The sequence below is a fragment of the Streptomyces amakusaensis genome (genome assembly GCF_039532665.1).
Taxonomy (GTDB): Bacteria; Actinomycetota; Actinomycetes; order Streptomycetales; family Streptomycetaceae; genus Streptomyces; species Streptomyces amakusaensis.
Map to the genome: position 1 here is coordinate 175,389 of NZ_BAAASB010000014.1, position 25,345 is coordinate 200,733.

At 69.7% G+C, this 25,345-nt stretch carries 26 protein-coding genes and 1 pseudogene; 22 read left to right on the top strand and 5 right to left on the bottom strand.

The features are described 5' to 3' along the window. Positions 1-100: 100 nt before the first annotated feature. The 15 genes from ABD371_RS24870 to istB all read left to right on the top strand — a co-directional run bounded on the left by ABD371_RS24870 (position 101) and on the right by istB (position 12,854). Positions 101-517 (top strand): hypothetical protein, encoded by a 417-nt coding sequence (locus ABD371_RS24870; RefSeq protein WP_344480442.1) that lies wholly within the window; start codon positions 101-103, stop codon positions 515-517. A 73-nt stretch (positions 518-590) separates the two neighbouring features. Then, on the top strand, positions 591-1,274 hold the full coding sequence (locus ABD371_RS24875) for a hypothetical protein (RefSeq protein ID WP_344480445.1): 684 nt from the start codon (positions 591-593) through the stop codon (positions 1,272-1,274). A 30-nt stretch (positions 1,275-1,304) separates the two neighbouring features. Further along, entirely contained in the window at positions 1,305-2,045 is a 741-nt protein-coding gene (locus tag ABD371_RS24880; RefSeq protein ID WP_344480448.1) for a hypothetical protein, read from the top strand. Further along, on the top strand, positions 2,042-2,782 hold the full coding sequence (locus ABD371_RS24885; RefSeq protein WP_344480451.1) for a hypothetical protein: 741 nt from the start codon (positions 2,042-2,044) through the stop codon (positions 2,780-2,782). The genes ABD371_RS24880 and ABD371_RS24885 overlap by 4 nt, the downstream gene beginning before the upstream one ends. Continuing rightward, positions 2,725-3,135 carry a hypothetical protein gene (locus tag ABD371_RS24890; RefSeq protein WP_344480454.1) on the top strand — a complete coding sequence of 137 codons (411 nt, stop codon included), beginning with the start codon at positions 2,725-2,727 and terminating at the stop codon, positions 3,133-3,135. Before ABD371_RS24885 ends, ABD371_RS24890 begins: the two co-directional genes overlap by 58 nt. A gap of 291 nt (positions 3,136-3,426) precedes the next feature. Next, entirely contained in the window at positions 3,427-3,816 is a 390-nt protein-coding gene (locus ABD371_RS24895; protein WP_344480457.1) for a hypothetical protein, read from the top strand. Beyond that, on the top strand, positions 3,813-4,619 hold the full coding sequence (locus ABD371_RS24900) for an SPDY domain-containing protein (RefSeq protein WP_344480460.1): 807 nt from the start codon (positions 3,813-3,815) through the stop codon (positions 4,617-4,619). The genes ABD371_RS24895 and ABD371_RS24900 overlap by 4 nt, the downstream gene beginning before the upstream one ends. Before the next feature lie 105 nt (positions 4,620-4,724). Beyond that, complete coding sequence (locus ABD371_RS24905) at positions 4,725-5,249, top strand: hypothetical protein (RefSeq protein ID WP_344480463.1); 525 nt, start codon at positions 4,725-4,727, stop codon at positions 5,247-5,249. Positions 5,250-5,271: 22 nt separating this feature from the next. Then, positions 5,272-6,099, top strand: a complete 828-nt coding sequence (locus tag ABD371_RS24910; protein ID WP_344480466.1) for an SPDY domain-containing protein — start codon at positions 5,272-5,274, stop codon at positions 6,097-6,099. Positions 6,100-6,329: 230 nt separating this feature from the next. Next, the gene (locus ABD371_RS24915; RefSeq protein WP_344480469.1) at positions 6,330-6,686 is read left to right on the top strand and encodes a hypothetical protein; all 357 of its coding nucleotides are present in this window, start codon (positions 6,330-6,332) and stop codon (positions 6,684-6,686) included. Next, positions 6,683-7,441, top strand: coding sequence for an SPDY domain-containing protein (locus ABD371_RS24920; protein WP_344480472.1), 759 nt, complete (start codon positions 6,683-6,685; stop codon positions 7,439-7,441). Before ABD371_RS24915 ends, ABD371_RS24920 begins: the two co-directional genes overlap by 4 nt. An 87-nt stretch (positions 7,442-7,528) precedes the next feature. After that, complete coding sequence (locus tag ABD371_RS24925) at positions 7,529-9,268, top strand: type IV secretory system conjugative DNA transfer family protein (protein ID WP_381734471.1); 1,740 nt, start codon at positions 7,529-7,531, stop codon at positions 9,266-9,268. Beyond that, positions 9,265-10,089: a hypothetical protein gene (locus tag ABD371_RS24930; protein WP_344480478.1), complete on the top strand. Its 825-nt coding sequence runs from the start codon at positions 9,265-9,267 to the stop codon at positions 10,087-10,089. The genes ABD371_RS24925 and ABD371_RS24930 overlap by 4 nt, the downstream gene beginning before the upstream one ends. Positions 10,090-10,425: 336 nt before the next feature. After that, the gene (gene istA / locus ABD371_RS24935) at positions 10,426-12,063 is read left to right on the top strand and encodes an IS21 family transposase (RefSeq protein ID WP_344480533.1); all 1,638 of its coding nucleotides are present in this window, start codon (positions 10,426-10,428) and stop codon (positions 12,061-12,063) included. Next, positions 12,060-12,854 (top strand): IS21-like element helper ATPase IstB, encoded by a 795-nt coding sequence (gene istB / locus ABD371_RS24940; protein WP_344480481.1) that lies wholly within the window; start codon positions 12,060-12,062, stop codon positions 12,852-12,854. Before istA ends, istB begins: the two co-directional genes overlap by 4 nt. 52 nt (positions 12,855-12,906) lie before the next feature. On the opposite strand, the gene ABD371_RS24945 is transcribed toward istB, so the two are convergent. Together ABD371_RS24945 and ABD371_RS24950 are read right to left on the bottom strand one after the other, a co-directional pair. After that, entirely contained in the window at positions 12,907-13,302 is a 396-nt protein-coding gene (locus tag ABD371_RS24945; RefSeq protein WP_344480484.1) for a GNAT family N-acetyltransferase, read from the bottom strand. 50 nt (positions 13,303-13,352) lie between these two features. Continuing rightward, complete coding sequence (locus ABD371_RS24950; protein WP_344480487.1) at positions 13,353-13,952, bottom strand: hypothetical protein; 600 nt, start codon at positions 13,950-13,952, stop codon at positions 13,353-13,355. 42 nt (positions 13,953-13,994) lie between these two features. On the opposite strand from ABD371_RS24950, the gene ABD371_RS24955 reads away from it, so the two are divergent. The 7 genes from ABD371_RS24955 to ABD371_RS24985 all read left to right on the top strand — a co-directional run bounded on the left by ABD371_RS24955 (position 13,995) and on the right by ABD371_RS24985 (position 23,534). Beyond that, positions 13,995-14,363, top strand: a complete 369-nt coding sequence (locus tag ABD371_RS24955; protein WP_344480490.1) for a hypothetical protein — start codon at positions 13,995-13,997, stop codon at positions 14,361-14,363. Next, positions 14,252-15,568 carry a hypothetical protein gene (locus ABD371_RS24960; protein WP_344480493.1) on the top strand — a complete coding sequence of 439 codons (1,317 nt, stop codon included), beginning with the start codon at positions 14,252-14,254 and terminating at the stop codon, positions 15,566-15,568. The genes ABD371_RS24955 and ABD371_RS24960 overlap by 112 nt, the downstream gene beginning before the upstream one ends. Before the next feature lie 267 nt (positions 15,569-15,835). Then, positions 15,836-16,702 (top strand): adenine nucleotide alpha hydrolase family protein, encoded by an 867-nt coding sequence (locus ABD371_RS24965; RefSeq protein ID WP_344480495.1) that lies wholly within the window; start codon positions 15,836-15,838, stop codon positions 16,700-16,702. 5 nt (positions 16,703-16,707) lie between these two features. Beyond that, positions 16,708-17,979, top strand: a complete 1,272-nt coding sequence (locus ABD371_RS24970; RefSeq protein ID WP_344480536.1) for a DNA cytosine methyltransferase — start codon at positions 16,708-16,710, stop codon at positions 17,977-17,979. Further along, entirely contained in the window at positions 17,979-19,100 is a 1,122-nt protein-coding gene (locus ABD371_RS24975; RefSeq protein ID WP_344480497.1) for a DnaB-like helicase N-terminal domain-containing protein, read from the top strand. Before ABD371_RS24970 ends, ABD371_RS24975 begins: the two co-directional genes overlap by 1 nt. A 25-nt stretch (positions 19,101-19,125) precedes the next feature. Beyond that, a complete protein-coding gene (locus ABD371_RS24980) occupies positions 19,126-20,520 on the top strand; it encodes an SPDY domain-containing protein (protein ID WP_344480500.1) in 1,395 nt (464 codons plus the stop codon). A 1,424-nt stretch (positions 20,521-21,944) separates the two neighbouring features. Continuing rightward, positions 21,945-23,534: a gamma-glutamyltransferase gene (locus tag ABD371_RS24985; protein ID WP_344480503.1), complete on the top strand. Its 1,590-nt coding sequence runs from the start codon at positions 21,945-21,947 to the stop codon at positions 23,532-23,534. A gap of 213 nt (positions 23,535-23,747) precedes the next feature. Here ABD371_RS24985 and ABD371_RS24990 read toward each other — a convergent pair whose 3' ends face one another. The 3 genes and pseudogenes from ABD371_RS24990 to ABD371_RS25000 form a co-directional block, all read right to left on the bottom strand. Beyond that, positions 23,748-24,641, bottom strand: coding sequence for a transporter (locus tag ABD371_RS24990; RefSeq protein WP_381734415.1), 894 nt, complete (start codon positions 24,639-24,641; stop codon positions 23,748-23,750). Positions 24,642-24,980: 339 nt separating this feature from the next. Beyond that, on the bottom strand, positions 24,981-25,121 hold the full coding sequence (locus ABD371_RS24995) for a hypothetical protein (RefSeq protein WP_344480509.1): 141 nt from the start codon (positions 25,119-25,121) through the stop codon (positions 24,981-24,983). A 48-nt stretch (positions 25,122-25,169) separates the two neighbouring features. After that, positions 25,170-25,345: pseudogene (locus tag ABD371_RS25000) on the bottom strand (HNH endonuclease); the annotation flags it as partial.

Below are 25,345 nucleotides of genomic sequence, written 5' to 3' on the forward strand. Positions count from 1 at the left end.
AGGGCTTGTACACGGCGATGGCCGGTTCGTGAAACCGGGGAATCTCCGGACCCTTGAATCATTCCCCTCGCCGCCCCGCGCCTCGTGGAAGGACCCCGTCGTGCCCGAACCCTCCCGTCCGTATGTTCCCGCGGACACCGTCACACCCGAACGGGACATAAACCACCAGCACTTCCGTCCCGGCGACCCGGTGATCATCGTCAAGGGCATCGCCGGAGGAGAGCTGTGGGGCGAGGCGATGACGGTGGTGACCCCGTCGTGGCACACGCCGACGGAAGAGGACGGCTGGCGGCTGCGCAACCCCCAAGGTGGAACCCAGACCTACATCACCGCCCACCCCCGCTACATGATCCACACCTCCCGGCTGTGCCGGGACTGCCTGCACCATCAGCGGGCCCTAGAAGACCGCATCCTCCCCAGGATCACACCCACCAGCGGACCGGTGGACGGCGGCTGGTACAGCGTGACGCTGCTGAACCAGCTCGTCCACGCCGACGACCTCCGAAGCCCAAGGTGACGCTCCGCTTCCGGGACAGCGGCCCCGACACCGAGCAGCCGCCGCCGACCAACCACGAGAAAGCCCACTCCTTTTGCTGCCTCTTGCCGACCGGTTCCTGAGCCTGCGCCGCGACCCGGAATCCGGCGAAGTCCTCGCCTGCGGCGGCGGCCCGGACGCCCACGGCATCCTGGAGCGCAGTGGGTTCGTCCTTGTCCTGCGGGTCCACGAGCTGTACCACCGCCTCCCGACCGGCCTCGACCCGGGCGAGGAGACCCGGCTCGCCACCCGGGCCGTCGCCCGCCTCCGCTCGACGGGCGTCCCGATGGAATGCGACGCTGCGTTCGACACCGACGCCCGCGAGATCGCCGACCTCACCCTCGGTACCCAGGTCGGGAACCTGGCCGCCACCATCCGCAGGGCGACCACCAGCGACGAGGTCGCCGAAACTCTGGCCGAGGTGACTGCCGCGTACGACGGCGTCCTAGCCGGACTCGCCGACGTCCTGGTCGCCACGGCCGACTTCTACCAGGATCTCGGCGGCCCCGCCGACAGGCCGGTGGCGGAGCACCTGCGTCATCTCGCCGTTCAGAGGCTGGGCACCGTCGCCGCCGACCTGCGCGGGATCCGCACCGACCTCGCCGACCGCCGAACACCCCACCCCCGGCGGTCGGTGTGCAGCGGCGAAGTCCCGCAGAACGAGCGGGAGGCATCCGCCGTCTGCGCCTGCACCCCACCACCACCGCCACCCGCGCCCCCCGCGGCCCGGCTCCGCTGACCTCTTCCTTCCTTTCACTCCGAGGAGCCCATGCACGACCAGCACGACCACGATTTCGAGCACGACGTGGAAGGATTCGCCACCGTTCTCGCCGACGAGCTACCCGGCCACTGGACCGTGGACTACCACCAGCACGCCAACCGGACGGAGCAGATGCACCGGGCCGAGGCGGTGTGGGACATGAATGCCGTCGCCGAGGCCATCGCCCGCCACCCGCTGAAGCACAACGCCGTCCTCACTCACGCCGATGGCACCCGCCTCTACATCACCGGACGGCCGCAGCACGACGACGAGTTCCTGATCGCCGTCATCGCCCCGCACCGGCACCCGGACGCGTTCCGGGGTGTTCGGGAACCGGACGGGATCACTGTCGCGGCCGATCCGTTCGCCGCGGCCGAGGCCATCACCACCGGGCTGCTGCCCCGCTACGAGGCCGCTCTCGCCCAGGTCCAGGACAACGCCGACCGTCTGAGCTCACGGGCCCCGGTGACTCTGACCTGGGTGGGGCCGGACCTCCACGCCCAGGCCGACTCCACGGCTATGGCGGCAATCCTCACCGAGCACGGCTTCACCCCGTCCGACACCGGGCAGAGCCTCGTGCTCAGCGGAGACGACACCACCCTGCAGGCCCAGGCCGTCCGCGCCGTCGGCGCCCGGCTCGCCCCCCTCGGCATCCACCTCGCCCTGCGCCACCAATCCGCCCGCCCAGGGCTGGACACCGCCACCGTGGCCCCCGTCCAGCACAACCGGACGACCGCCCGGGTTCGATGAGCCGTTTCGACGGCGAGCCGACGTTCTTCGTCCTCGACTACATCACCATCACCCGGGACTCGCGTACCAGGCTGGTGGTCGCCGTCGGCGGGGACGAGCGGGCCGCCGGACTCCTCCAGACCCACGGCCGGTTCCTCCTCACGCCCGGACCGCGGGGCGACTACCACCGCCAGCCCCACGACCTGCCGGTCGAAGACCAGCGCCAGGGTGCCACCGCGGCGGCCCATGCCCTGCTCACCGCAGGGTTCAGCGTCCACCTCGATCCCGCTCTGAACACCCTTCTCCCGCCGGACGGCGACCGCCAGGCCACCCACCGCTACCTCGGCCGGCTCGCCGAGCACGCCTCCAACGCGACGTGCGACCGCGAGGTCGCCGACATCCTGACCGAGATCATCGCCCCCGGCGAGGGACTGCTGCCCCGCCTCACCAGCGTATTGACCGCCACTTACGACATCTGGGAAACGCGGAAGCACCACTCCGGGGAGGACACTGCCCTCGCGGACCGGCTGATGACCGCCGCTGCTGGTCTGCGCCAGCACTCCTGGCAAATCGAGCAGATCCCCAACCGGGCCGCCGCGACCCCTCGCCCGCCCTTGCCCAGCACGGCACCCGCACCGCCTTCCCCAGCGTTGCCACAGCCCCGCGCCGCTGACCCCATCCCGAAAGGACTTCCCGCACCTTGGGAAACCGCGCCGACGAATGCGGCAGCGATGTCGAGATCTACCGCCGGGCCCTGAGTTCCACGATCCACGCCGACACCCGCACCGGGGCCCCCGAGGAACTCCTCCGCCTCCTCGACCGGGCCGGTCTCGAGCGTCACACCGTGGAGACCGCTGGCCCTGTCTACACCTGGCACGAAGCCCCCGGCCACCTGACCGAGGACGAACAGAAACGGGTGGTCACCAGCGCCGTGCCCGTCCTCCTCCTCGCCCGGTACATCGTCAACATCACCGACGACGTCTTCGCCCCGGCCGCCTATCAGGACGCCGTCGCCGAGATCCGCGGACACCGGCACCCTCACCACAACGCCACAACAGCCGCCCCCGCACCGCCTCCCGGCCCGGTACGGCCACGGGGCCGGACCCCCTGAACCACCACTCGGTGCCTCCGGGCTCAGGAGCCCGGAGGCACCGAGCCCCACACCTTTCACTCAACCCCGGAGACCCTCATCCCCCACCCCAGCCCCACCCAGCCGCTGCTCGCCCGGTCGCGGATGCGCCGCCTCGCCGCGCGCCTGGCCCGCAGCCGACAACGCCCCCGTACACACCATGTCCGTCCGCAGCGGGACGCCGGGCCGGGCCCCGCCTTCTGGGGGCCGATCTACGAAACCCACCGCCGCCAGAACTTCTGACCCCGCCGCGCCTCTTCCTCCCGGAGGACCATGACCGATCGCACACCCGGCCCCGTCCGGCTCGCCGGTGACATCGCCCGCCAGATCGACCAGCTCGCCGAACAGCTCATCCAGGCACCGCCCCCGCTGGCCGCCCAGATCATCGCCACAGTCCTCAACCCCGACGAAGGCATCCTGGGCCGGTTCACCACCCTGGTAGCCACAGGAAGCCACTTCGCCAAGGACCACGCCGAAAACGGGTTGCTCCCTCCCGAGGTCTGGCTCGCTCTCGGCCGCGCCGCAAACGAGCTGCACGACATCGGCCTGGACCTCGACGACCACACCGACACCCTCCGGCAGCTCGCCCGCCCGGCCTCACCCGGCACCACACCCGCGCCGCCGTCCCTCGGTTCGCCCCTGATCGCACGGCGTCGCCGGTGAACTCGCGCAAAAACTGGGCCGAGTGGAGTGACCATCCCCAGCAGCACTACCTGATCGAGCCCCGCTACCTCGCCGGCGGCGGCGACCTGCGGCATGTCACCGAGGCCCTGCGCGCCTCCGGCTGGAAGGAAAAGTCGAAGACCGGCGGCCCTCTCGTCTTCCACAACCCGGCGGAGATGATCCGGGTCGTCTTCGACCCGCTCACCCGGCCCGGAGGCTGGACGATCGAAGGCAAGGCATCCGGTCACCAGCAGGCGTGGGCGGCGAAGTTCGGGGTCGGGACGCCCGTCGAGATCATCGCCGGTCTCACCGACGCTCTCTCCCAGCCGCCCTCCGCGCACGCCCCCAACGTCTGGGCGCCCCTCGCCGCCCAGAACTGGAACACCCGGCAGGGCCGGCACTTCACCGCCATGAGCCCCGACAAGAGCGCCTTCGTTCAGTTCCACCAGTCCTCCCCCGGGCAGGCCCACTGGTGGATCGGCGCCCGTACCGAGCACGGCCGCGCCTGGGACGCCGAACTCTCGCCCACGACCCCGCTGTCGCTGGTGCAGGCGGTCACCACCGCACTGGCCGACCCCCAGCCCGTGATGCGCCCCCGCGGCATGTTCCCACCCAGCAACCGGCTCCGCACCACCTCGGTCTCCGTCCGCCCCTCCGAGCTCGGAGCCTGGCAGCAAGCGCGGCTCAACGCCGCCCGAACCGCGGCCTGGGCCCGCAGCGCCTGGGCCACCGCCCGCCCCCGTACACGTCACCCCGCCACCGCGCCCCACACCCCGGCCGGACACACAACCGGCCGCCGCTGACCCCCACCCCGCGCACACGGAACCGAAGGAGCCGTTATCACGACCGTTCATTCCGAGAACCATCTCGGCCATCTCGACCGCTTTCTGCTCCGGGCCAAGGCCATCTTGCATGCCTTCGACCAGGACTCCGCGCAGCAGCAGGGCGAGGACGGCTGGCCGACGGACATCGAGGCGTACGGCTGGGCCGCCCACCGCCGTGACCGGAGTATGTGGGAAGCCTTCCTGCCCGTCCGGGCACACGCCGCACAGCTGCTCGGCACCGCGACCGCCCAGCTCGGTCTGCTCCCCGAGGAGTCCCGGAAGCACTGGGCGTCGAAGATCGCCGCGCTGGAGCGCGCGATCGGCACCCTGGAGAGCGAGCACAACCGGCTGCTGGAACGGCTCCGCGATCATCTGGCGGGCAGCCGGCCGGCCCTGGACGCCGTCGATCTGATGGTGACCGAGTGCCTCGACGAGGCGTGGCCCGCGCTGGACTCCTGGGCCGCCGGCGGGCACGCGGTGATCGAGCTGAACACCATGCTCCACCCAGGCTCCGCTCCGCCCCGGGCACCCCAGCCGGCGCTTCGCCTCGTCTCCGGCGGGATCGTCCCGCCGGACGCCCCGGGCAGGTCCCACGGGAGCCGCCGGTGAGCCCGCGCACCGGGCGGTCCCGTTGCTGAAGCGCGAGCAACTCGACCTGTTCGCAGCCGACCACACCGGCTTCCTCGACGATGTGTCGCCCCGGCATCTGGCCGGCCCCGGGGACGCACGGCACGTCACCCACGCCCTGGCCGCCGCCGGATGGACGGTCCAGTCCGATCCGCTCGCGCCGGTGGTCGACCTCGTGAGCCCGGACCTGTACTACCAGCTCCAGCACAAGCCACAGCCGGGGCAGTCCCGCTCAGGCTGGAGCCTGACAGGCAGCATCCCCGGAGAGCACTGGTACGCCTCCTTCGGCCCCATCCCCGCCGAGATCCTGGCGGGCGTCACCAACGGTCTCCTCGTCCCACCGCCCGTCACGGACCTGCCCGAAGTGTGGGACGTACTCGCCGACGCAGGCTGGACCCATACCCCTCTGACGGACGGTGCCGAGGCTCACTCCCCGGACGGAGTGGTCCGCATCAAGCAGCGGCCGATCCAGGTCGAGGCTGATGAGACCCTCGCGTGGCGGTTCGAGGTCCGCCCCGACGCGGATTGCCGCCCGCCGGTCTGGACGGCCTGGATCGCCTGCTCCCCGCCCCTGCACCTGATCCACGGCCTCGTCGGTGCTCTGCTCGATCCGAGTCCCCTCCAGCGCAGCTGGCAGGAACCCGAGGGGCACCACGATGCCCGGCGCACCCAGAGCAGCGTGACCCCGCAGGCGTATGTCGCGGCCCACCGCGCCCGGATCGATGCCGTCCGTGCCCAAGCCCGGGCCGCCCGCCGTCAGGCGAAGAAGGTCCTCACCACCGCCGCACCGCCCGTTCCCGCCCCGTCCGCCCCCGTTCGACAGGCCCGGTAACCCCTATCTCCGACCAGCACCGCCGCACCGACCCCCGCCCCGATGACCTCCTGGCCGCCGCCCTCACCCAGCTGCAGCAGCTCCATAGCGCGTGGGAGACCTACACCGAGACCCACACCGATCCGAGCGGCCGGCCGTACGACGACCAGGCCCACCAGCACGCCGAAGCCCGGCGGAACGCCGACGCTTGGGCCGCATTCGAACCGGTATCCCTGCTGGCCGCACGGCTGGTGGCCTCGGCCGAGAACCGCCTCCCGCGCCTGCCCAGTGGCACCGTCCAGCCGCGGTGGGTCTCCCAGCTCGGCATCCTCTCCTCGGCCGCCCACGGCCTCGACGCCGTCCGCACCGCCTGGGACGAGGAACTCGACGGCCTGCCGCCGAACGCCCACCCGGGCACCCACGTGTACGACAGCGCCGTGACTGAACGGAACGAGGCGGCCTGGCCCCTTCTGGAGGTGTGGGCCCTGCACGGCCAGAGCGTCCTCGACATTCGTTCCACCGCCCACCCGTCCCGGTCCCGGCTTCGGACTGCGGCCCCCGCGCCACCGGTGACCAGCGCCTCCAGCACGCCGGCGGTGCGGCGATGAGGGACAGGATCACCGTCGAGCAGGCCTTGGTCCCGCGCGCTCTGGCCGGCGGCGGGGACCCGGCCTGGGTCACCGTCCCCCTGCACCGGGCGGCCGGCTGGAGTCACGGCCACGACCCGCTGATGCCCCGTGTCCTGCTGTCCAGCCCCGACCAGCAGACCATGCTGCGCCTGAGGCCCGACCCGGACGAGCCGTGGTGGACCCTCCAGCACGCACAGGCAGGTGCCGCACCTGCCTGGGACGCCGCCTTCGGAGCCCGGACCCCGGTGGAGATCATCGCGGGGCTCACCGACGCCCTCATTCAGCAGCCCGGCACTCCGGCCGAACCGGACCCATACGTCCCGCTGCTGGAGCACGGCTGGACCCCCAGGCCCTTCGCCAGCGGTCTCGGCTCTCCCGACGATCTGACCATGATCATGCACGCCCCCGAGAAGGGCCTCCCGAGCTGGCTGATCACCGCCAAGGGGCGAAGGAACGACGTACCGCTGTGGCGTGCCTGGTTTAGTGAGCACACGCCCCCGCATCTGGTCGCCGGGTTCACCCGCGCTCTCGCCGACCCCGCGCCGCTGGCCCGCGATCCCCTGCACCTGCCGCCCGTCGTGAGCCGCTCCCAGATCACCCGGCGTGAGGTCCCCGCCGAGGAAGTGGCCCAGGCGCTGGAACACCGCGTCCAGCAGCTCACCGCCCGCTCTTCTCCGCCGGCCACCCGGCCGCGGGCACCGCGTGTGCCGCCGCCGCACCGCCGCACCCGCTGACCCTGTCTTCCCTCTTTTTTGGACGTCCGCTTGCCCAGTACCCCCTCCAGCTCTTCCAACGACGGTGCCACCGACCTCGCCTTCAAGATGCTCCTCGGTGTCGTCGCCGTCGCCGTGCCGCTCGCCAACGCCACCTGGCTCAGCGGCAATCTCACCGCCCGGCTCACCGGTTCGAGCCCCCAGGCCGCCTATCTTCCGGCCGACGCCCTCCTGAACCCCGAGCAGCTCTGGCCCGGCCTGGGTGAAACAGCCCTGCTCGTGGGAACCCGGATCGTCCCCATCGCGGTCCTGATCACCCTCGCCGTGATCGCCGCCGTCGTCTGGAACCGGCACAAGAACGGCAGCGGGCGCCGCCGGAAGGTCGCCGGGACGGCCAAGGCGAAGGACATCGAGCCGCTGCTCGCCAAGCAGATCACTGCCAAAGCCCGCAGCCTGCGACCCAGCCTCAAGGGCGCGAAGTCCATCGCCCCGTCCGATACCGGGATCCTCCTCGGCAACTTGGCCGGTACCCGGACCGAGGTGCGGATGGGGTACGAGGACGTCGCCGTCGCGATCATGGCCCCCCGCTCCGGCAAAACCACCTCACTGGCGATCCCTTCCATCCTCGCCGCCCCCGGCCCCGTGCTCCTCACCTCCAACAAAGCCGGCGGTGACGCCTACACCGCGACGATCGACGCGCGGGCGGGCGTGGGGCGGGTGTGGTCGATGGACCCGCAGCAGATCGCCCACGCCTCACGGGAGATGTGGTGGAACCCGCTCGCCGACGCGAAGACCCTCGACGGGGCGGGCAGGTTGGCCGGGCACTTCCTCGCCGCGTCCGTGGACGCCTCCCAGCAGGGGGACTTCTGGTCCAAGGCCGGCAGCAACGTCCTGGGCCAGCTCTTCCTCGCCGCGGCCCTCGACAACCGGCCGATCACCGACGTCATGCAGTGGCTCGCGTTCCCCGCCGACCGGAGGCCGCTGGACATCCTCCGCGATCACGGCTTCACCGCCGTCGCCGCCCAGCTCAAGGGCACCGTCGAAGGGCCGCCCGAGACCCGTGACGGCATCTACGAGACCGCCCGCCAGTACGCCGCCGCCCTCCTCAACACGGAGATAGCCCGCTGGGTCACCCCGCAGAAGGACGTCCCCGAGTTCCGGCCCGCCGAGTTCGTCACGTCCACCGACACGCTGTACCTGCTGTCGAAGGACGGCGGCGGCGGCGCGTCCGCGCTGATCGCCGCGTGTGCGGACTCTGTGATGCGGGCGGCGACCGCCCAGGCCGAGCGCGCCGGCGGGCGCCTCGACCCGCCGATGCTCGCGATCCTCGACGAAGCCGCGAACGTGTGCAAAATTTCGGACCTTCCTGACCTGTACTCCCACCTCGGGTCCCGCGGGATCATCCCGATGACGATCCTCCAGTCCTACCGCCAGGGCCAGAAGGTCTGGGGCGATGCCGGCATGGACGCCATGTGGTCCGCCGCCACCATCAAGGTCATCGGGTCGGGTATCGACGACCCCGACTTCGCCGACAAGCTCAGCAGGCTGATCGGCGATCACGACGTCGAAACCACATCGACCTCCACATCCGACTCCGGCATGTCCACGAGCATCAGCATGCGGCAGGAACGCATCCTCCCGGCGGACGCGATCCGGGCCCTCCCCAAGGGCACCGCTCTCCTCTTCGCGACCGGCATGCGGGCCGCGATGCTCGACCTGCGCCCCTGGTACCTGGAGCCCGGTGCCGACGTACTGTCCGCCGCCTCGGCCGCGGCATCGAAGGGGATCACCGCCCGTGCGGTCGCCAAGGCCGCACCCCAGCAGCGTGACTTCGGGAAAGCGGCATGAACACACCGTCCCCCTCGACCTTCGACCTGGGAGAACTGCTCCTCCTGGCAGACCGGGCGACGAACCTTGCGGACTCCTTCCATCTGCTGGAAGGCGCGGACCGTGATGTCGCCGTCGGCACACTCACGTTTCAGGTCGACGCCGCCGAACAGCTCGCCCTCGGCCTGCGGCAGTGGGCCGGCACCGGCAGCCGGCTCCGTCACGATCACCCCCGCGTGATCGAAACGGCCGATGCCCTCCGCTCGGTCGCCCACCACGCCCGGCTGGTCGGCGACCACCTCGTCCAGGCCCTGATGGCCCACGGCCGCCGGGCCGAACCCGGAAGCGAAACCCCCGACATCCGATGGGAGGCCAAGCTCTACGGCACGGCGGGTGAACAGATCCGTGCGGCGCGCAGTCTCCTGGCGCTGATACCGGCCACCTGCGCCGACGCCGCAGCCACCTTCGCCGCCACAGTCCCGTACACCGCGCCCGCCGCCGGCAAAGCCCTGGCCGGAAGCCGGGCCGGATCCCTCACCGATCTCCAGGGCGCGGCACTGCGCTCGGCCGCCGCCGGCCGGCTCGAACTGTACGCCGTGGGCCCCTCCACATACCTCAGTGACCGCGGCAGGGTCCGGCTGACCCGGCGAACCGTCAACCCCTTGGTCGAGAGAGGTCTCCTCCGATACGACGACCGGTTCGCCCGTGACAACACCTGGCGCATCCGTCTCACCCCGCCCGGCCGCGCCATGTTCCTGGGCCACCTGGCACGCCCCCGTTCGCGTACGGCCATCGCGCTTTCCCCGCCGGTCTCTCTCCGGCAGCGAACCCGTCGGCCCTGACCCCGGAGAGGACCTCTCTGTACGAGCCCCACGACCTCGACGGTTTCACCCCGCACGACGCGGTCGACGCCATCACCCGCGACATCGCCGCCCACCCCGTTGCCCCAGCTCTGTCCGGAATGTTCACCGCCATCCGGCACATCGCCCTGATCAGCCACCTCGTGACCTGGTTCACCGGGGACTGGCTTTATTCACGAGTAGTGACGTCGGTTGTTCACGGGTTTGGGAGGCGCCCAGATCCACGGTCGGGTGATGTTCACGAGTTTTGACAGCACTGGGGTACTTGCCAGGGCAGCATCGGGGTGCTCCTGGTGAAAGGTCCTGGTCATGCCGCAGATGTCCAAGGTCGAGCTGTACGCGGCGATCCGGCGTGACCACCGTGCTGGCATGAAGATGCGCGAGCTTGAGCGCAAGTACAACGTGTCGTGGAGGACGGTCAGGAAGGCCGTGGACTCCGTCTGGCCGGAGCCCCGGAAGAAGCTGCCGCCGCGGCCAACTGCGCTGGATCCGTACAAACCGGTGATCGACGAGATGCTGCGGACGGACCTCGACGCGCCGCGCAAACAGCGTCATACGATCACGCGGATCTTCCACCGGCTCATCGAGGAGCACGGCGCCGATGTGTCCTACCAGATGGTCCGTCGCTACGTCTCCGACCGGAAGCCGGAGATCCTCGCGGCTTCGGGCAAAGCCCCCGTTGAAGCCTTCGTGCCGCAGACCCACCTGCCTGGTCACGAGGCGGAGGTCGACTTCGGCGACGTGACCGTGCGCCTGGCCGGCGAACTGGTGACCTGCTACTTGTTCTCACTCCGCCTGTCCTACTCGGGCAAGGCCGTCCACCGCGTCTTCGCCTCATGCGGCCAGGAGGCCTTCTTCGAAGGACACGTGCACGCGCTTCGCACGCTAGGCGGCGTCCCGCGAAGCAAGATCCGCTACGACAACCTGAAGTCGGCCGTCGCCCAGGTGCTGGGGCTGAACCGGGCCCGGGTGGAGACCGACCGGTGGATCGCCTTCCGCTCGCACTTTAACATCGAGAGCTTCTACTGCCGCCCTGGCATCGAAGGCGCACACGAGAAGGGAGGCGTCGAAGGGATGATCGGCTACTTCCGCCGCAACCACTTCACACCGGTCCCGGAAGTCGACTCCCTCGCCGAACTGAACGAGATGGTCGACCAGTGGGACCTGCACGACGGGCATCGCCGGATCGGCTCACGGCCGCGGACCGTCGACGAGTACTTCGCGATCGAGCAGCCGCTGCTGATGCCGCTGCCGCAAGAGCCGTTCGAGACCGGCCGGCTGTTCACACCACGGGTCGACCGTTACAGCCAGATCGCAGTCCGCACCAACCGCTACTCGGTCCCGACCCGGCTGATCGGCAAACGGGTACGAGTCGTCCTGCACGCCTCTCACCTGGTGGTTTACGACAAGAACATCGAGGTGGCCCGCCACGAGAGGCTGATCGCGAAGGGTAGCTGCCGCCTGGACCTGGACCACTACCTCGAAGCCCTCATCCGTAAGCCCGGCGCCTTCCCCGGCGCCACGGCCCTGGAACAGGCCCGGTCCGCAGGCAAGTTCACCCCGGTCCACGACGCCTGGTGGGCCCAGGCCCGCAAGGTTCACGGAGAGCGGGACGGCACCCGGGCGTTGATCGAGGTCCTGCTGCTGAACCGTCACCTCGCCCACGAGCACGTGGTCGCGGGCCTGGCCACCGCGCTGCGGGCCGGCGCCCTGACCGCCGACGCCGTCGCCTTGGAGGCCCGCAAGGCGGCCCAGACAGAGGACGAGCCAACCATCGGCGCATCTGGCCCGGCGGTTCCTGGGCAGACGCCGGCCACTGTCACGTCACTGCACGAGTGGCGGCTCGCGCACCTCCCGCCGGACACCAGACCGCTGCCGTCGGTGACCCCCTACGACCAACTGCTCCGACGCCGCCGCACCAGCGGCAGCGAACACCGTGAGGGAGAAGCACAGTGACCCTGCCCCGCCAGCGAGGCTTGACCGAGCAGGCCGCCGACGCCGCGATCGACACCGCCTGCCGCCTGCCGCGACTGCCCTCGATCCGCAACGAGTTCAACGACATCGCCGACAGGGCCGTCAAGGACCAGATGACCTACCGCGGCTTCCTCGCCGAACTGCTGATGACCGAATGCGACGACCGGGCACGCCGCCGCTCCGAACGACGCATCAAGGCAGCCGGCTTCCCGCGGGAGAAGTCACTTCGGGCCTTCGACTTCGATGCCAACCCGAACATTGACGCGGCCACCGTCCATACCCTTGCCAGCTGCGAGTGGATCAAGAAGAGCCAGCCGCTCTGCCTGATCGGAGACTCCGGCACCGGCAAGTCCCACATGCTCATCGCCCTGGGCACCGAGGCCGCCATGAAGGGCTACCGAGTCCGCTACACACTGGCCACGAAGCTGGTCAACGAACTGGTCGAGGCCGCCGACGAGAAGCAGCTCAACAAGACCATCGCCCGCTACGGCCGCGTCGATCTCCTCTGCATCGACGAACTCGGCTATATGGAACTCGATCGCCACGGCGCCGAGCTGCTGTTCCAGGTCCTGACCGAGCGGGAGGAGAAGAACAGCGTCGCCATCGCGTCCAACGAGTCCTTCGGAGGCTGGACCAAGACCTTCACCGACCCTCGCCTCTGCGCGGCCATCGTCGACCGTCTCACCTTCAACGGCACGATCATCGAAACCGGCACCGACTCCTACCGCCTCGCCAGCACCCGGGCCCGAGCCGAAGAGCACGTCGCCAGCTGAAGAAGTTCCCTCCCGGCCTCAGGACACGTCCCCAGGGCCGGGAGGTCCAAGGTCACAGGGCGATCAGTCCTGCCGCCGTCCCTCTGAAGCCGCAGGCATCGAAGTAGAACGATCGCAAGTGCTCTTCGAAGTCGACATGCAGCCACTCACACCCTGCAGCACGGCATCCCTCAGCAGCTGCCTTGACCAGCGCGGCTCCAACTCCGTTCGAACGATTGCGCTGAGCCACGACCGTGTCCAGGACGAACGCATGGACGCCGCCGTCCCAAGCGACGTTAACGAAGCCGACCAAACGATCATCTTCCCAGGCGCAGACCCAGCCGAGACTGTGACGTTGAAGCCTTGCACGCCAGTCCGTCTGCCCGACCGGGTGATCGAATCCTTCGGCATGCAGCTTGTTGAGAGCTGAGTTGTCGACGTCGCCCCGCCACTCATACGTGATCGTCATGATCCGAACCTAGTGACCACCAGAGCCGGACTACAGGGCGGGCGACTCACTCACTCTCGGCTGCCGTCAAAACTACTGAACAACGAACACGCCGAAGATCGGTAAGTGCTGCCCAAACTCATCGACAACTGCTGTCGCAACAAACGAACGAAGCCAGGGGACAGCCCCACTACGCCGAGCACGCCCATCAGAGCCCCTCCGGCGCATGGCGCCCGGTCGAAGCACTGACCGCCGCCGCGGTTCCGCTCGCCCAGGCCCTCACCCACCACACCCGGGCGCTGGTTCCGCTCGCCGCGCTCTCCCAGCCCGACCGCCGGCGCTCCCCCGCCGACGGGATGGACCGTATCGATCTGCACCACACTCTGCGGACCCACCTGCTGGCCGCCAGCCAGTCCCTCGCCGACGCCCGCACCGCCCTCCACCGCCCCGTCACACCGACACCCGGTGGCTGTCCGCCTCCCCCAACGGCCCCCGGCCGCCACCACCGCCGCTAACCCCCACCCGCAGGAGCGCCCGCCCTGGCCTTCATCGACCACCACACTGTCGTCGCCGGACTGACCGACGACGGCCACGTCTTCATCGTCCTCAACGACGAACTCCCCGCCGCGGAAAGCGTCCTGGCCGACAGCGGATTCACCGCCCACGAGCATCAGGGACGCACCCTGTACATGCGGCCGTCCGGCGCCCCACCGGTGGTGACCAGCAATGCGATCCATGAACTGTCCGCCCACACCACGGACTTGGTCGACCTGAGCTGGCCCAGCGACACCCACCCCGCGGTCCACATCGACCTCTCCGGTGACCGCGTCACCGCCACCGCCTACTCACAAGCCGCCCGCGAGGTCCTCGAACAGCACCGGTTCACCCGTACAGGAACCGGTTACGCCCTGCCCGGTGAGCTGAGCGAACGGGAGTCCCTCGGCATCGTCGCCCAGGCCGAAGCTCATCTGTGGGACCTCGGACTCACCGTCCGGACCGTCCTCGGCATCACCACCACCCCCACACCGGGCCTCCTCGTACCGGCGGCCCGCCCCGCCTCCGTGAAGAGGCGAGGACGCTGACCCGCTTCATCAGCCACTCGGACATCGTCTTCGGCTCCACCGACGACGGCGGAACCTTCGCCGTCATCAACGCCGATCTCCCCCACGCCCACATCGTCCTCACCCACTGCGGCTTCACCCCGGGCGAGCATCAGGGCCGCACCGTCTACCGGCTCGCCCCCGGAAACCCCGCCGCCCACGCCGACGCCTTCGCACGGGCGTACAGCACGCTCCTGCGCCACACACCGGAGATCGCCAACCTCACCACTCCCCCAGCTCGTGATCCCGACCGGCCGGCACCCGAGCCCGACGTGCTCATCGACGCGTCCACCGAACACGTCACCGCCACCCACACCAGTACCGCAGCCCGTGAAATCCTCGCCCGCTACGGCTTCGCCACGGGATCCAGCCCCGGGCTCTTCGAACTGCCCGGCGCGATGCGCGAGAGCGACCAGGCCGCCGCCGTATGCATGACCAGGGCCAACCTCCACGCGGCCGGCATCTCCGTGCGCATCCGTTTCGGGATGCCCTGCCTCACCAGCCCCCGTACAGGCCCGTCCCCGGCACCCCGGCCTTCCTCCCCGCACCCGGCCGCCACCAGCCCCGCTGACCACACCCCCGCTACACCGGAGAACCGCCTGTTGCCCCCGAGCAGCCTCCCCTCCGCAGGCCGCGAACTGCAGTCCCTCGCCGAAGGTTTCGCATCCCTGGCCCAGCAGACCGAGCGCCTCCGTGTCACTGCGGATGTCAGTGCGCTGCGTCAGATCGCACCGCTGATCACCGGAGCCCAGAACCTCACGGAACGGACCCTCGGGCACCTCCAGTCCCTCGTTGGCCAGGAGGAGGAGCCCATCACCCTGGAAGACGGCAGCTCCGCCCTGGACACCATCGCCACCGCTGTCGCCGCCGCGACTCTGGCCGCCCACGACCTCGGCGCCGCCGTCTACCGCATCACCTACGAAGGGACGCAATCCGCCCGCCCCCACACCGCCGGCGAGCAGGCGTTCCGCGTCCACCAGGCCGAAGCAGGACGCGTCATGGCCCAGGACATCGCCGGTGCCGGCCAGATGCTCGACGCCGCGGCCATCTCCCTGCGCTACGCCGCCACCGGTCTGAACACCGCTCCCACAGCCCCAGCCGCTCGTCTAACGAGCGCCCCGACGCAGAAACCCGTGCTGAGTTCCGCCCAGTACACCGCTCTGCGGTCGCTGGCCAAGGGCCGGTGACAGATCGACGACGGCACCCAGAGCAGGGCGCGCGTCACGTCCGGCGACGGCACACGCATCACCAGCGTCCAGTCGCTGGAGAAGCGCGGCCTGCTCACCACGGACACCTCTCCACAGCCCGGCACTTGCCGCCCTTTTCTTCCCCGTGCGGAGTTCCGCCGCCCCGGTCCGGGCTCTTCACACTCCGCCCACCCTGTCAAGGAACCCATCATTCCCACCCCTCAGTTCCGCGCTATTTCCCTGGGCGCCGGAATTCAGTCCAGCGCCATGCTCGCCCTCTCTGCCGAAGGCATCCTCCCCCGCGTTGATTACGCCATCTTCGCCGACACCGGATGGGAGCCACAGGCTGTATACACCCATCTGGACCGCCTGGAAAACGAGATAGCCAAGCCTGCCGGAATACCGATCCTTGATGTCTCCTCCGGAAACATCAGAGATGACGCACTCGACCCGGAACACCGGTTCGCCTCCATGCCGCTCCACATTCTGAACAAGGACGGGCGTCCGGGGATGACCAGGCGCCAGTGCACGGGCGAGTACAAGATCAAACCGATCAAGAAGCAGGTCCGCGAACTCCTCGGCTATCCCTACCCTGCCCGAATACCGAAGGGTGTTTTCGTCGAGCAGTGGGTGGGAATCTCGACCGACGAGTTTCATCGGGCCAAGGATTCCGACGTCAAGTACATGTGGAACCGGCACCCGCTCATCACCGATATGGACTGGTCCCGCGCTGACTGCATCCGCTACCTGGCCTCGATCGGACTCGCCGAGACACCGAAGTCATCATGTTTGGGGTGCCCCTTCCACGGCAACGCCCAATGGCGCGCCATCCGGGACCATTCACCGGAAGAGTGGGCGGATGTCGTGGAATTCGATGCGGCGATCCGTGAAGGAAACGCGCGGGCGAAGGCGACGGGAAACAAGCTGCTGGGGCAGGCGTTCCTGCACCGTTCCCGTGTCCCGCTCGGCGAGGCCCCGATCGACCATGTCACCGCCGCCGAATGGGCCGCCCTCCAGGAGGAGACCGACGGGCTGGACGCGGTCGCGCTGGAAGAGGGCGTCGCCGACGGCTGCTCCCCGTGGGCCTGCCGCGGCTCCGATCCGGTGGGGGACGACTTCGGACTGGCCGCGTGAACAGACTGGTCCTGGATTTGTTCGCGGGTCCGGGCGGCTGGTCGGTTCCCCTGCACCGGTGGGGAATCCGGGAGGTTGGTCTGGAATGGGACGAATGGGCCTGCCGGACGCGGGCCGCAGCCGGACTGCTCACCATCCGCACCGACATCGCCCTGTACCCAGCGTGGATCTTCTCCGGACGGGTCTGGGGGCTGATCGCGTCCCCGCCGTGCCAGGCGTGGTCCATGGCCGGCAAGCGCCTCGGTCTGCTCGACCAGCCCCTTGTACACCAGGCGGTCGCCGACCTCGCCCAAGGTCGCGACACCCGCGAACAGCTCCTGGCCGCATGCCGGGATGAGAGGTCCCTGCTGGCGGCGGAGCCTATGCGCTACCTCCACGCCCTCCACCGGAGCGGTGAGCCGGAGTGGGTGGCCATGGAAGAGGTCCCCCACGTCCTCCCGCTGTGGAAGCAGTACGCCGAGGTTCTCCGGGGCTGGGGATTCTCCGTGTGGACCGGGATCCTGAACGCGGCCGACTACGGCGTACCCCAGACCCGGCGCCGGGCGATCCTCCTCGCCTCCCGCACCCGCACCGCTCTGCCTCCGCCCCCGACACACGCCGCCGTCGCCGAGCCCGAATCACTGTTCGGACCGGGCCGTGAACGCTGGGTGTCCATGGCCGAGGCGCTGGGCTGGGGCGCGACCGACCGGCCGGTGCCGACCGTGTGCGCGGGCGGCGGTCCCGGGGGCGGTCCCGAGCCTTTCCCTTCCGGGTCCCGCCAGGCCCTTGCCGATGCCCGTGACCGCGGTGCCTGGACCCGGCGGAATCCCGGTACCGGGATCGTGCTCGCGTCCCGTCGGGAAGGGTCCGGATGGGCCGAGCGGCACGGCACTCGCGAGAACCGTCCCGCCGACGGCCCGGCCCCGACCTTCACCGCGGAGGCGCACCGCTGGTCGTGGAGTCTGCGGAGCAACAACCAGGCCAATGCCACCGTCCGCCGCGCGGACGAGCCGGCCGGGACGCTGTTCTTCGGCCATCGCGCCAATGAATGCGTCTGGGTCGCCGAGCCCCTCCCGGAAGAGGGCGGCGAGGACAGTGGGGCGGTGGAGTCGATCCGGATCACCGCAGCCGAGGCCGGCGCTTTGCAGACCTTCCCGGCCGGCTATCCGTGGCAGGGGACCAAGGGGCAGCAGTTCTCGCAGATCGGGAACGCGGTCCCGCCCCGGTTGGCGGCCCATCTCCTCGCGCCGCACCTCGGCAAGACCCTCGGCCCCGACGACTTCACCTTGGCGGCCTGATGCCCGGTACAACCGACCCGTACGGTGACGAGTCGGCGGCCCCGGCGCCGTCGCCGCCGGTGTACTACGCCGAGCAGGCCCTTCTCGGTGCCCTGCTCCTCACCCCGGAACGGTTGAAGCGCATTGGCGTCCTGGAAGCGGGGCACTTCGGCGATCCTGCCCACGCGGCCCTGTTCGCCGCCATGGGCGCTGTCTCCCCGCCCAATGCCGCCGTTCACGTGAAGGAGCCGGTGTGGCTGACCACGGTGCTCGACCGCGCCCGCTGTCAGGCGCGCGGCTTGACCGCCTCCTACCTCCACACGCTGATCCACGTCTGCCCCGACCCGGCACACGCCCCGGCCTATGCCCAGATCGTCCGTTCCGAGCACGCCCGCCGCACTCTGCGGTCCCACGCCGGACACCTCGCCCGCGTCGCCGGCGATCCGGGGCTGCCGAACCCGGCCGCCACCGTTCTCAACCGCGCCGACGTGCTCGCCCGGTATCTCGACCGGCTCGCCGGAGAGTTCGCCCCGCATCCCGGCTCCCTGCCCCGCACTCCGCTCAGCCCGGAGCGGCAGAAGGAGGCGACCGAGGAGGTCCTGGACGAGGAGCGGCTGCTGCTGGCCGTCGCGACCGCCCACCCCGACGAGCTGGCCGGGATGCGGTGGCTGCAGCCCGACGATTTCGCCCTCCCCCTGCACGGACAGCTCTACCGCTGCCTCACGCTTCTCGACCGCCGCGGTGCCGTCGTCGACCCGGTCACCGTGCTGTGGGAGGCCCAGCAGCACGGCCTGACCGCCCAAGGGGCCGATCCGGGCGACCTGCTGGCCCTGCTCTCCGCCCACGCCGGATCCACCGAGCACTGGGGCCGGCGCATCCTCCAGCGCGCCCTTCTCCACCAGGCCCGCACCACCGCCGAAACGATCCACACGCTCGCCGACGACCCGGCCAACAGCGTCCACCAGCTCGTCACCGGCAGTCGCCGCTCCCTCGCCGACCTCACCGCCATCCGCACCCGCTGGCGGCCCCCCATCACTCCGCAGCCACCCGCCCGCAGCCGGGCGCCCCGCACCACCGCCGCAGTCCGCGCGGGCCCACCGCGCACCACCGCCCCCGGCAGCCCGGTACGCACCAGCCGATAGCCCGCCCAACAGAAGGAACCCGCCCATGCCCCACTCCCCAATCGCCCATGTCCGTCTCGACCGGCACCCCGAGCACCCCGACGCGGTCACCGCCACCCTCACCAGCACCGGCAAAGGCGCGGACACCGCCCGCGCGCTGCTGGCCGGTCACGGATTCCGTCCCCTGGACCCAGCGACGATGATCCTGGCCCGGATCGACCACGAGGAACCCCACCACGCCAACCAGGCGGCGACCACCCTGCGGACCGCCGGAGCCACTGTCGAGATCACCGCCGGCCTGCGAGACGACATCGACACCGAGTGGACCTGGGCCGACTACCCCATGCCCTGGCTGACCCGCAACGAGATCCGAGAGGTCTCAAACCAGGCGCAGAAGATCCACGACGACATCGCCGCCGGCCGCCTGGTCATCCACCGCCACGCCCACGACGGGCACACCATCGTCGCCGTCGGTACCTACCCCGGCGGCCAGAGCATCCACCTCCACGGCGAGAACCACCTGCGTCAGACCACCGCCGTCTACGACACGACCAGCGCGGCCCTCGGGGAGTTCGACGACCTCTACACCGACGCCGTCCGCCCCGGCCCGGCACCCGCCACCGAGACCGAGGAACACGCGGCAGCCGTTCTCACCGCCACGGCACCCGCTGGAGCACACATGGCCACCACAACCCCGTCGGCCGAACCCGCGCCGCAGGCCGACACCGTCGCGGTGCACGCGGCCCGCCCCGGCGAACACGAAGCCCTTCTCACCGAGTTCCTCGAAGCCCAGGGCGAATGGGAGAAATACCGGCCCTGCGACGAGACGACCGTCGCCAGCCATGAGAGCCTGACCCTGCGGGCGGAGTTCGTCCACGAAGCAGGCCCCCGCGACACCGCCTGGACCATCGCCGCCTACGAATCCCCCGTCGGCGAGCGCATCTGGCACGCCACCGTCAGCGCCGCCACTCCCGTCGAGATCATGCGGACCTTCCTCGGCAGCCTGGCGTCCGAGAACGCCTGGGGCCCCGGCCCGGACTCCAAGATCACCGAGAAGACGCTCGCCGAGGCCACCCGCCCTCTCGCCCACGACGGATGGCAGCAGAAGACCGACGGCCGCTGCATGACCTGGACCGCCCCCGTCAGCGAAAAGACCGGGCTGCGGTTCGACGCCTTCGCCGACCAACGCGACAACAGCACCCTGCCCGCCTGGACCCTGTGGGGCGGCAACACCGCCGACCACCCCACCTGGACCATTCACCTCTCCTCCCACACCCCGCCCGCGCTCCTGCAGGACCTCACCTTCGAACTCGCCCTAGGCGAAGCCACCCGACAGCTCCGGGACCCCGTACCGCCCCGGGTCATGTCTCTCACGACCGGACCACCGGTTCAGCACCGGACAGCGGCACCCGCATCCCCAACTCCTGTACGGAAGCGCTGACACGCCACGCCGGGCACCCGCGACATACGCCGTCACCTCTGAGGCATCCGGCCACACGCCTGACTTTCCACGGCGGTTGGCCTTCCACGGCTGGTACCACCGAGTTTACTGTTTCTCGGATCCAGGGCTGAAGTACTTCCCGGAGCGATAGTTCGAGGGTTGGCCCGGAGTCATCCGGTGGCCTCTCAAATGCCGCTAGGATGATCGCTGCTGACCAAACCTCATGAGAACCCGTATGCGGCGGTTGCCGTTCCGGATTCCCTTGCTTCCGGCTAACCACTCAAGGTGCCGGCTGGGTGAAGGGAAGCAGTGATGACAGAACTGGATACGACCGGAAAGCATGTGTGGACCACCTTCGAGAAGGTGACGGTGGCCCTCGCTGTGCCAGGTGTCGTAACCGCAATCATCGCTTGCGTGGCGCAAATCGCTCAAGCGTTCTAATCGCGATGCGCGCAGCAGTGCCCGGGAGGGACCGGCAGCCGTTACTTACACGGCAGGCCCGGTCTGATTGAAGGCGACCGGGCCTGTGATCCGCACAAGAAGGCCCGTTCCAGTTACAGCTGGTGCGGGCCTTTTCGGCGTTCCCCAGAGGGGAACGCCGCTACCAACATGTAAAACAATACCAGGTTTTGGCCTCATATCCTTTAACGGCAAGGCAAACGTGCAGGTCAGCGCAACAACAGCCGGCAATAGGTTCGCTCGCCGTATCGGGCAACGACGCCTCCGGGAAGTCGGGGAGCCTGCCCCGCACCCCTCCAGGGGATCGAGCGCCATCCCGTAACTTTGAAGAGTCGCAGCTCATCTGCCCTTCGCTGCGGCGGGCGCAGGGCAGACACCGGAGCTGCCTGTAACCGTTACGGGTAACTTCCGTGTGGCTGAGCCTGATCCGGCAGCACCTGGTGACGTCCCACGGTGCTGTCCGGGTCAGGCCGCGGAGCGGGCGGCGTGGGGGAGGCAGTCGCCCCGGCCCTGCCGATGAGGCACCGCCTCACGTGAGGCGGTGCCTCATCGGCTGCATAGCCGACCTGCCGAGGCCCTCTTGCTGCCTCCACGCGGGCCGCCTGATACTCGCCCAGGCTCCCGGGAGCGGCAAGCTTGGGGCGGCGGCATTCGAGAAGCAGTCTCCCTCACCGAGGCAGGGATCAGTGAGCGAGCCCCGGGCGGGCACTCCCGGCGCCCACCCCGCATCGACGGTGCGGCGACGCGTTCGCAGCACAGGGTGGCGGGTCCCCCGGCCTGTTCGGTCTGGCCGTCTCAATGGCTCGCCGCGACCATAGCGCACAACTCCCGCCACCCAGCTTTCTGTTACACGATGGAGTGAACTCTCGTTACCCGCACAGAAGAGCGCCCGGCCGGTCGCCTGGCCCTTGTGTGCGCCCCCCTGAGTGGCTGACCAGCAGCCTGTTGCTGGCACAGTGAACCCCGTGCCTGCGAAGAAGAAGACGAAAGACCTCAAGCCCCCGCGCTATCGCGACGCCATCGACATACCGGTGCTCTTCCGTGACGGCCCGGGCGGGCGGACCAGACGTGGGTGGCGCAGAACCGACCACGACGAGTGGACAGGTGTCGGATTTCCGTCGAAGGACGGCTGGTATCTGCCGACGACGACATGGCGGGAGATTCTCCATGCCGCGATCAGCGTGGGTCGCGACATCTCCCCCTGGCTCAGCCACCCGCACTACGCGGTCCGGGAGATCGGAGCCCGGGTCGCGCCGCTGAACGCCTATCTGGACCTCCATGACGCGCCCAGCCTCCACCACCACAGCGCGGGGCGCCGTCTGACCGCGAACATCGTGCTGGAGCAGGGCACGGAATCCAGCGCCTTCGGGGCCTTCAGCTACCGGCTGGGCATGACGATGACCGAATGGGCCTGCCGTTCCCTGATGGGCCTCGGCCAGACGTGGCACATCGAGAACAGCTGGCCCCAGGGAATCAAAGACCCCGCCAGCGGCGTGAAGGCCGTCAAGGGACAGAAGAACCCGAGGCCCGACCTCTGGGGCAAGCACCTCGCCGAATCCCGCTACTGGCTGATCGAGGCCAAGGCCGGCACGATCACGCGCGCTCAGCTCGATCACGGCTGGAAGCAAGTGCAGGGCGGATGCTCCGTACTCCATCCCCACGGCCTCGATCACCGTCTCCTGCTCTGCGGAACCGGCATCAAACGCGGTGTCAGCCGGGCAAACGACGTATTCGTCATCATCCGTCACGAACACCACCCGGGAACGCCGCCCTCCTCCGGCCCCACCGGGAGCGGCCCCACACCAAACGGGCCCCAGCCGACGGGACCGGGATCGCCGCCCTCCTCCGGCTCCGCCGGCAGCGATTCCACACCGGGCGGCCCCCGGTCGGCGGAAGAGGCCATCAATGAGGACGACACCGGCGGTGCGCTGCTCGAAGTCGCCCGGGCGAAGATGCTTCCCTACCTGGTACTGCGGTCCCTGCAGCAATCCTCCTTCTCCCGGCTCCGTCTGGTGCCCGTCTCCCAGAATCGCACGTGGCGCCGGCCCCAACCGGGCCGGCTCACCCTCATGGAGGACGACGGCGGCACCCGGGAACTACGCGACGCTCTGCGCCGGCGTACATCCTCACCGACCGACGCGGACGCTCGCCAGGTCGGCCTGGAAGGCTTTCTCACCGCCCGGGTCCCCCACACAGAAGTCACCCTCGGCATGTCCCGGCAGCTCTACGCGGCCTGCGCCGAACTCTTCCAGGCCGACCGCGAGATCGCCGCGCGGATCCCGGGGCTGCGGGCCGAGGACCACTCCCCCGAGATGGACGACCACGACCTGGACGCCCGCTCCAGGGCTGTCCGCCGTGAATACCGAGAGCGTCAGGAAGAGGCCAGGCCCCACGTCCAGCGCAGACTCCGCGCCGCCTTCTCCGACACCCGGGAGCAGCCCTGGGAAGCCCGCCTGGGGGACACCCCGGGCTTCACCCTCGCCCCTGCCGCGCTGGAAGCCACTACACCCGAGACCTACCTGGCCATCAATCTGGACGACCTGCTCCGCCGCTGAGCCGGTCGGCCAGGACCACCCCCCTCTCGGTCGATGGCGGCGGAGCATAGCCCCGGTTCCCCGGTTCGCGAAACCGGAGAACCACTGGACCATTGATCACTCCACCGCCACGTCCTGCCCACACCATCGAGAGGCACCAGCACGACCACCCCACCCACAACTTCGCACCAGGCCACAGCGGAGCCCGTCACACGCACACAGAATCGAGCCCTCCTACGCCGCGGCGTAGCTGAGGCGGAACAGGTCCTGAGCCCGCTCCAGGTCGCGCTCCGTGCGGAGCTGGACTTCCAGATCACCGGTTCCGTGGTGGCCGAGTCCCGTCACGTCCCGGGTGAAGCCGGGGACGAGGTCCACTGTGCCCGGGTCCGCCTTGAGGTAGACGAGGAGCTTGGTCTGCCGGGGCGGGCAGAGGCAGGCGAAGTTCCGCAGCCGCTGATAGGCCCGGTACTGCTTGCGCTGCACGGGCACGATGTCGTCCCCGAGCCCGAGCAGCACCTCGTCGACCGCTGCCGCCAGCTCCGTCATCGCACCGCCCTCCGTACGGGCCCGCTGGATCCCGGCCGCGCGCCGGCGGGCGGCCATCCGGGGTGCCGCGGAATGCCCGGTGACGGAAGCCACCGTCTCAAGCCCGATGTGGTGCTCACCATAGAGGCGGTAGCGCACCAGGTCGATGCTGCGGCGGTGCTCGCGGACGGCATGGACGTCGTAGCGGGTGAAGTCACCGGCCACGCAGATCAGCCTCGGCGCGCTCCAGAGCACCTGGGACGCAGCCGGCTGGCCGAGCCGCTCGCGGACCAGGTGCCCGAACTCCGCCCGGTGGTCCATCAGCCAGGACAGGTAGAACAGACCCTGGTTGATCACGCCCGCGTCGGTGCCACGCTTGTACTCGACGATCACCGGGGACCCGTTCTCGTCGAGACCCAGCGAGTCAATCCGCCCACCGTGCACCGGGCCGGTGCTGTACTCGCTCGCCAGGAACCTGACGCCCAGCATCGCCTGCATGTGGGCCTCGACGAGGCCCTGCACATCCGCCTCGGCCTCAGCCAGACGCGGCGCAACCTCGACCGCACTTCCGCTCATTGTGTGAAACAGCTTCAGTCCTGACACCCGCCCCTTCTCGGTTCGAAGATCGAGAACGCCGTGAGGGGCAGGGATATTTCCCCGCAGGTACACCGGATGCGGGAGAATCACGCGAAGGGCCAGACCGTGAGACGCGACCATGCGCCTGGCCCCACAAGTCACAGAAGTCCACTCATCCCACATGCGTCCCACAGAATTACCGATACACCGTCAGGTAGGGATGAACCTGCAGGTCAGACAGCATGACGAATGGACGGGCCAAGCGCCTTCTGAGCAGCTGCTCTACCGGCTCCCCCTACAACCGCCAGCCATCTGCTGCTGTTGCACAGCGCAATCATGCCTCTGTGACTGCCAGCCGGGACAATTTCATTCGAGCGCCAGGTCTTCGGCCGTTCCGGGCGGCGCGGCCGCGCTCTTTTCCCGTGTCAGGAAGTGGTCGTAAAGACGATGCTCCGGCGAGACGCCGCCCTCGATGCCAATCGTGTCTGGAAGGCCATTGCGCAGCACCGCAATGGCCTGCCGGTCGTTAGGAGCGCACGGCCGCAAGAAGTGGAATTACGGCGCGGGTTCGTATGTCACCGAGGTGCCGGAACACTGGGCGGCCAGGACGAAGAGGCGGTCCTGTTCGGCCTCGTCGGCGGTGAGGTTCCAGCGGAGCTTGGTGGCGGTCCATTCGGAGAGGTAGCGGCAGAGGGCGTCGGGGGCCGGGGGGAGCCATTGGGCGGGGTCCT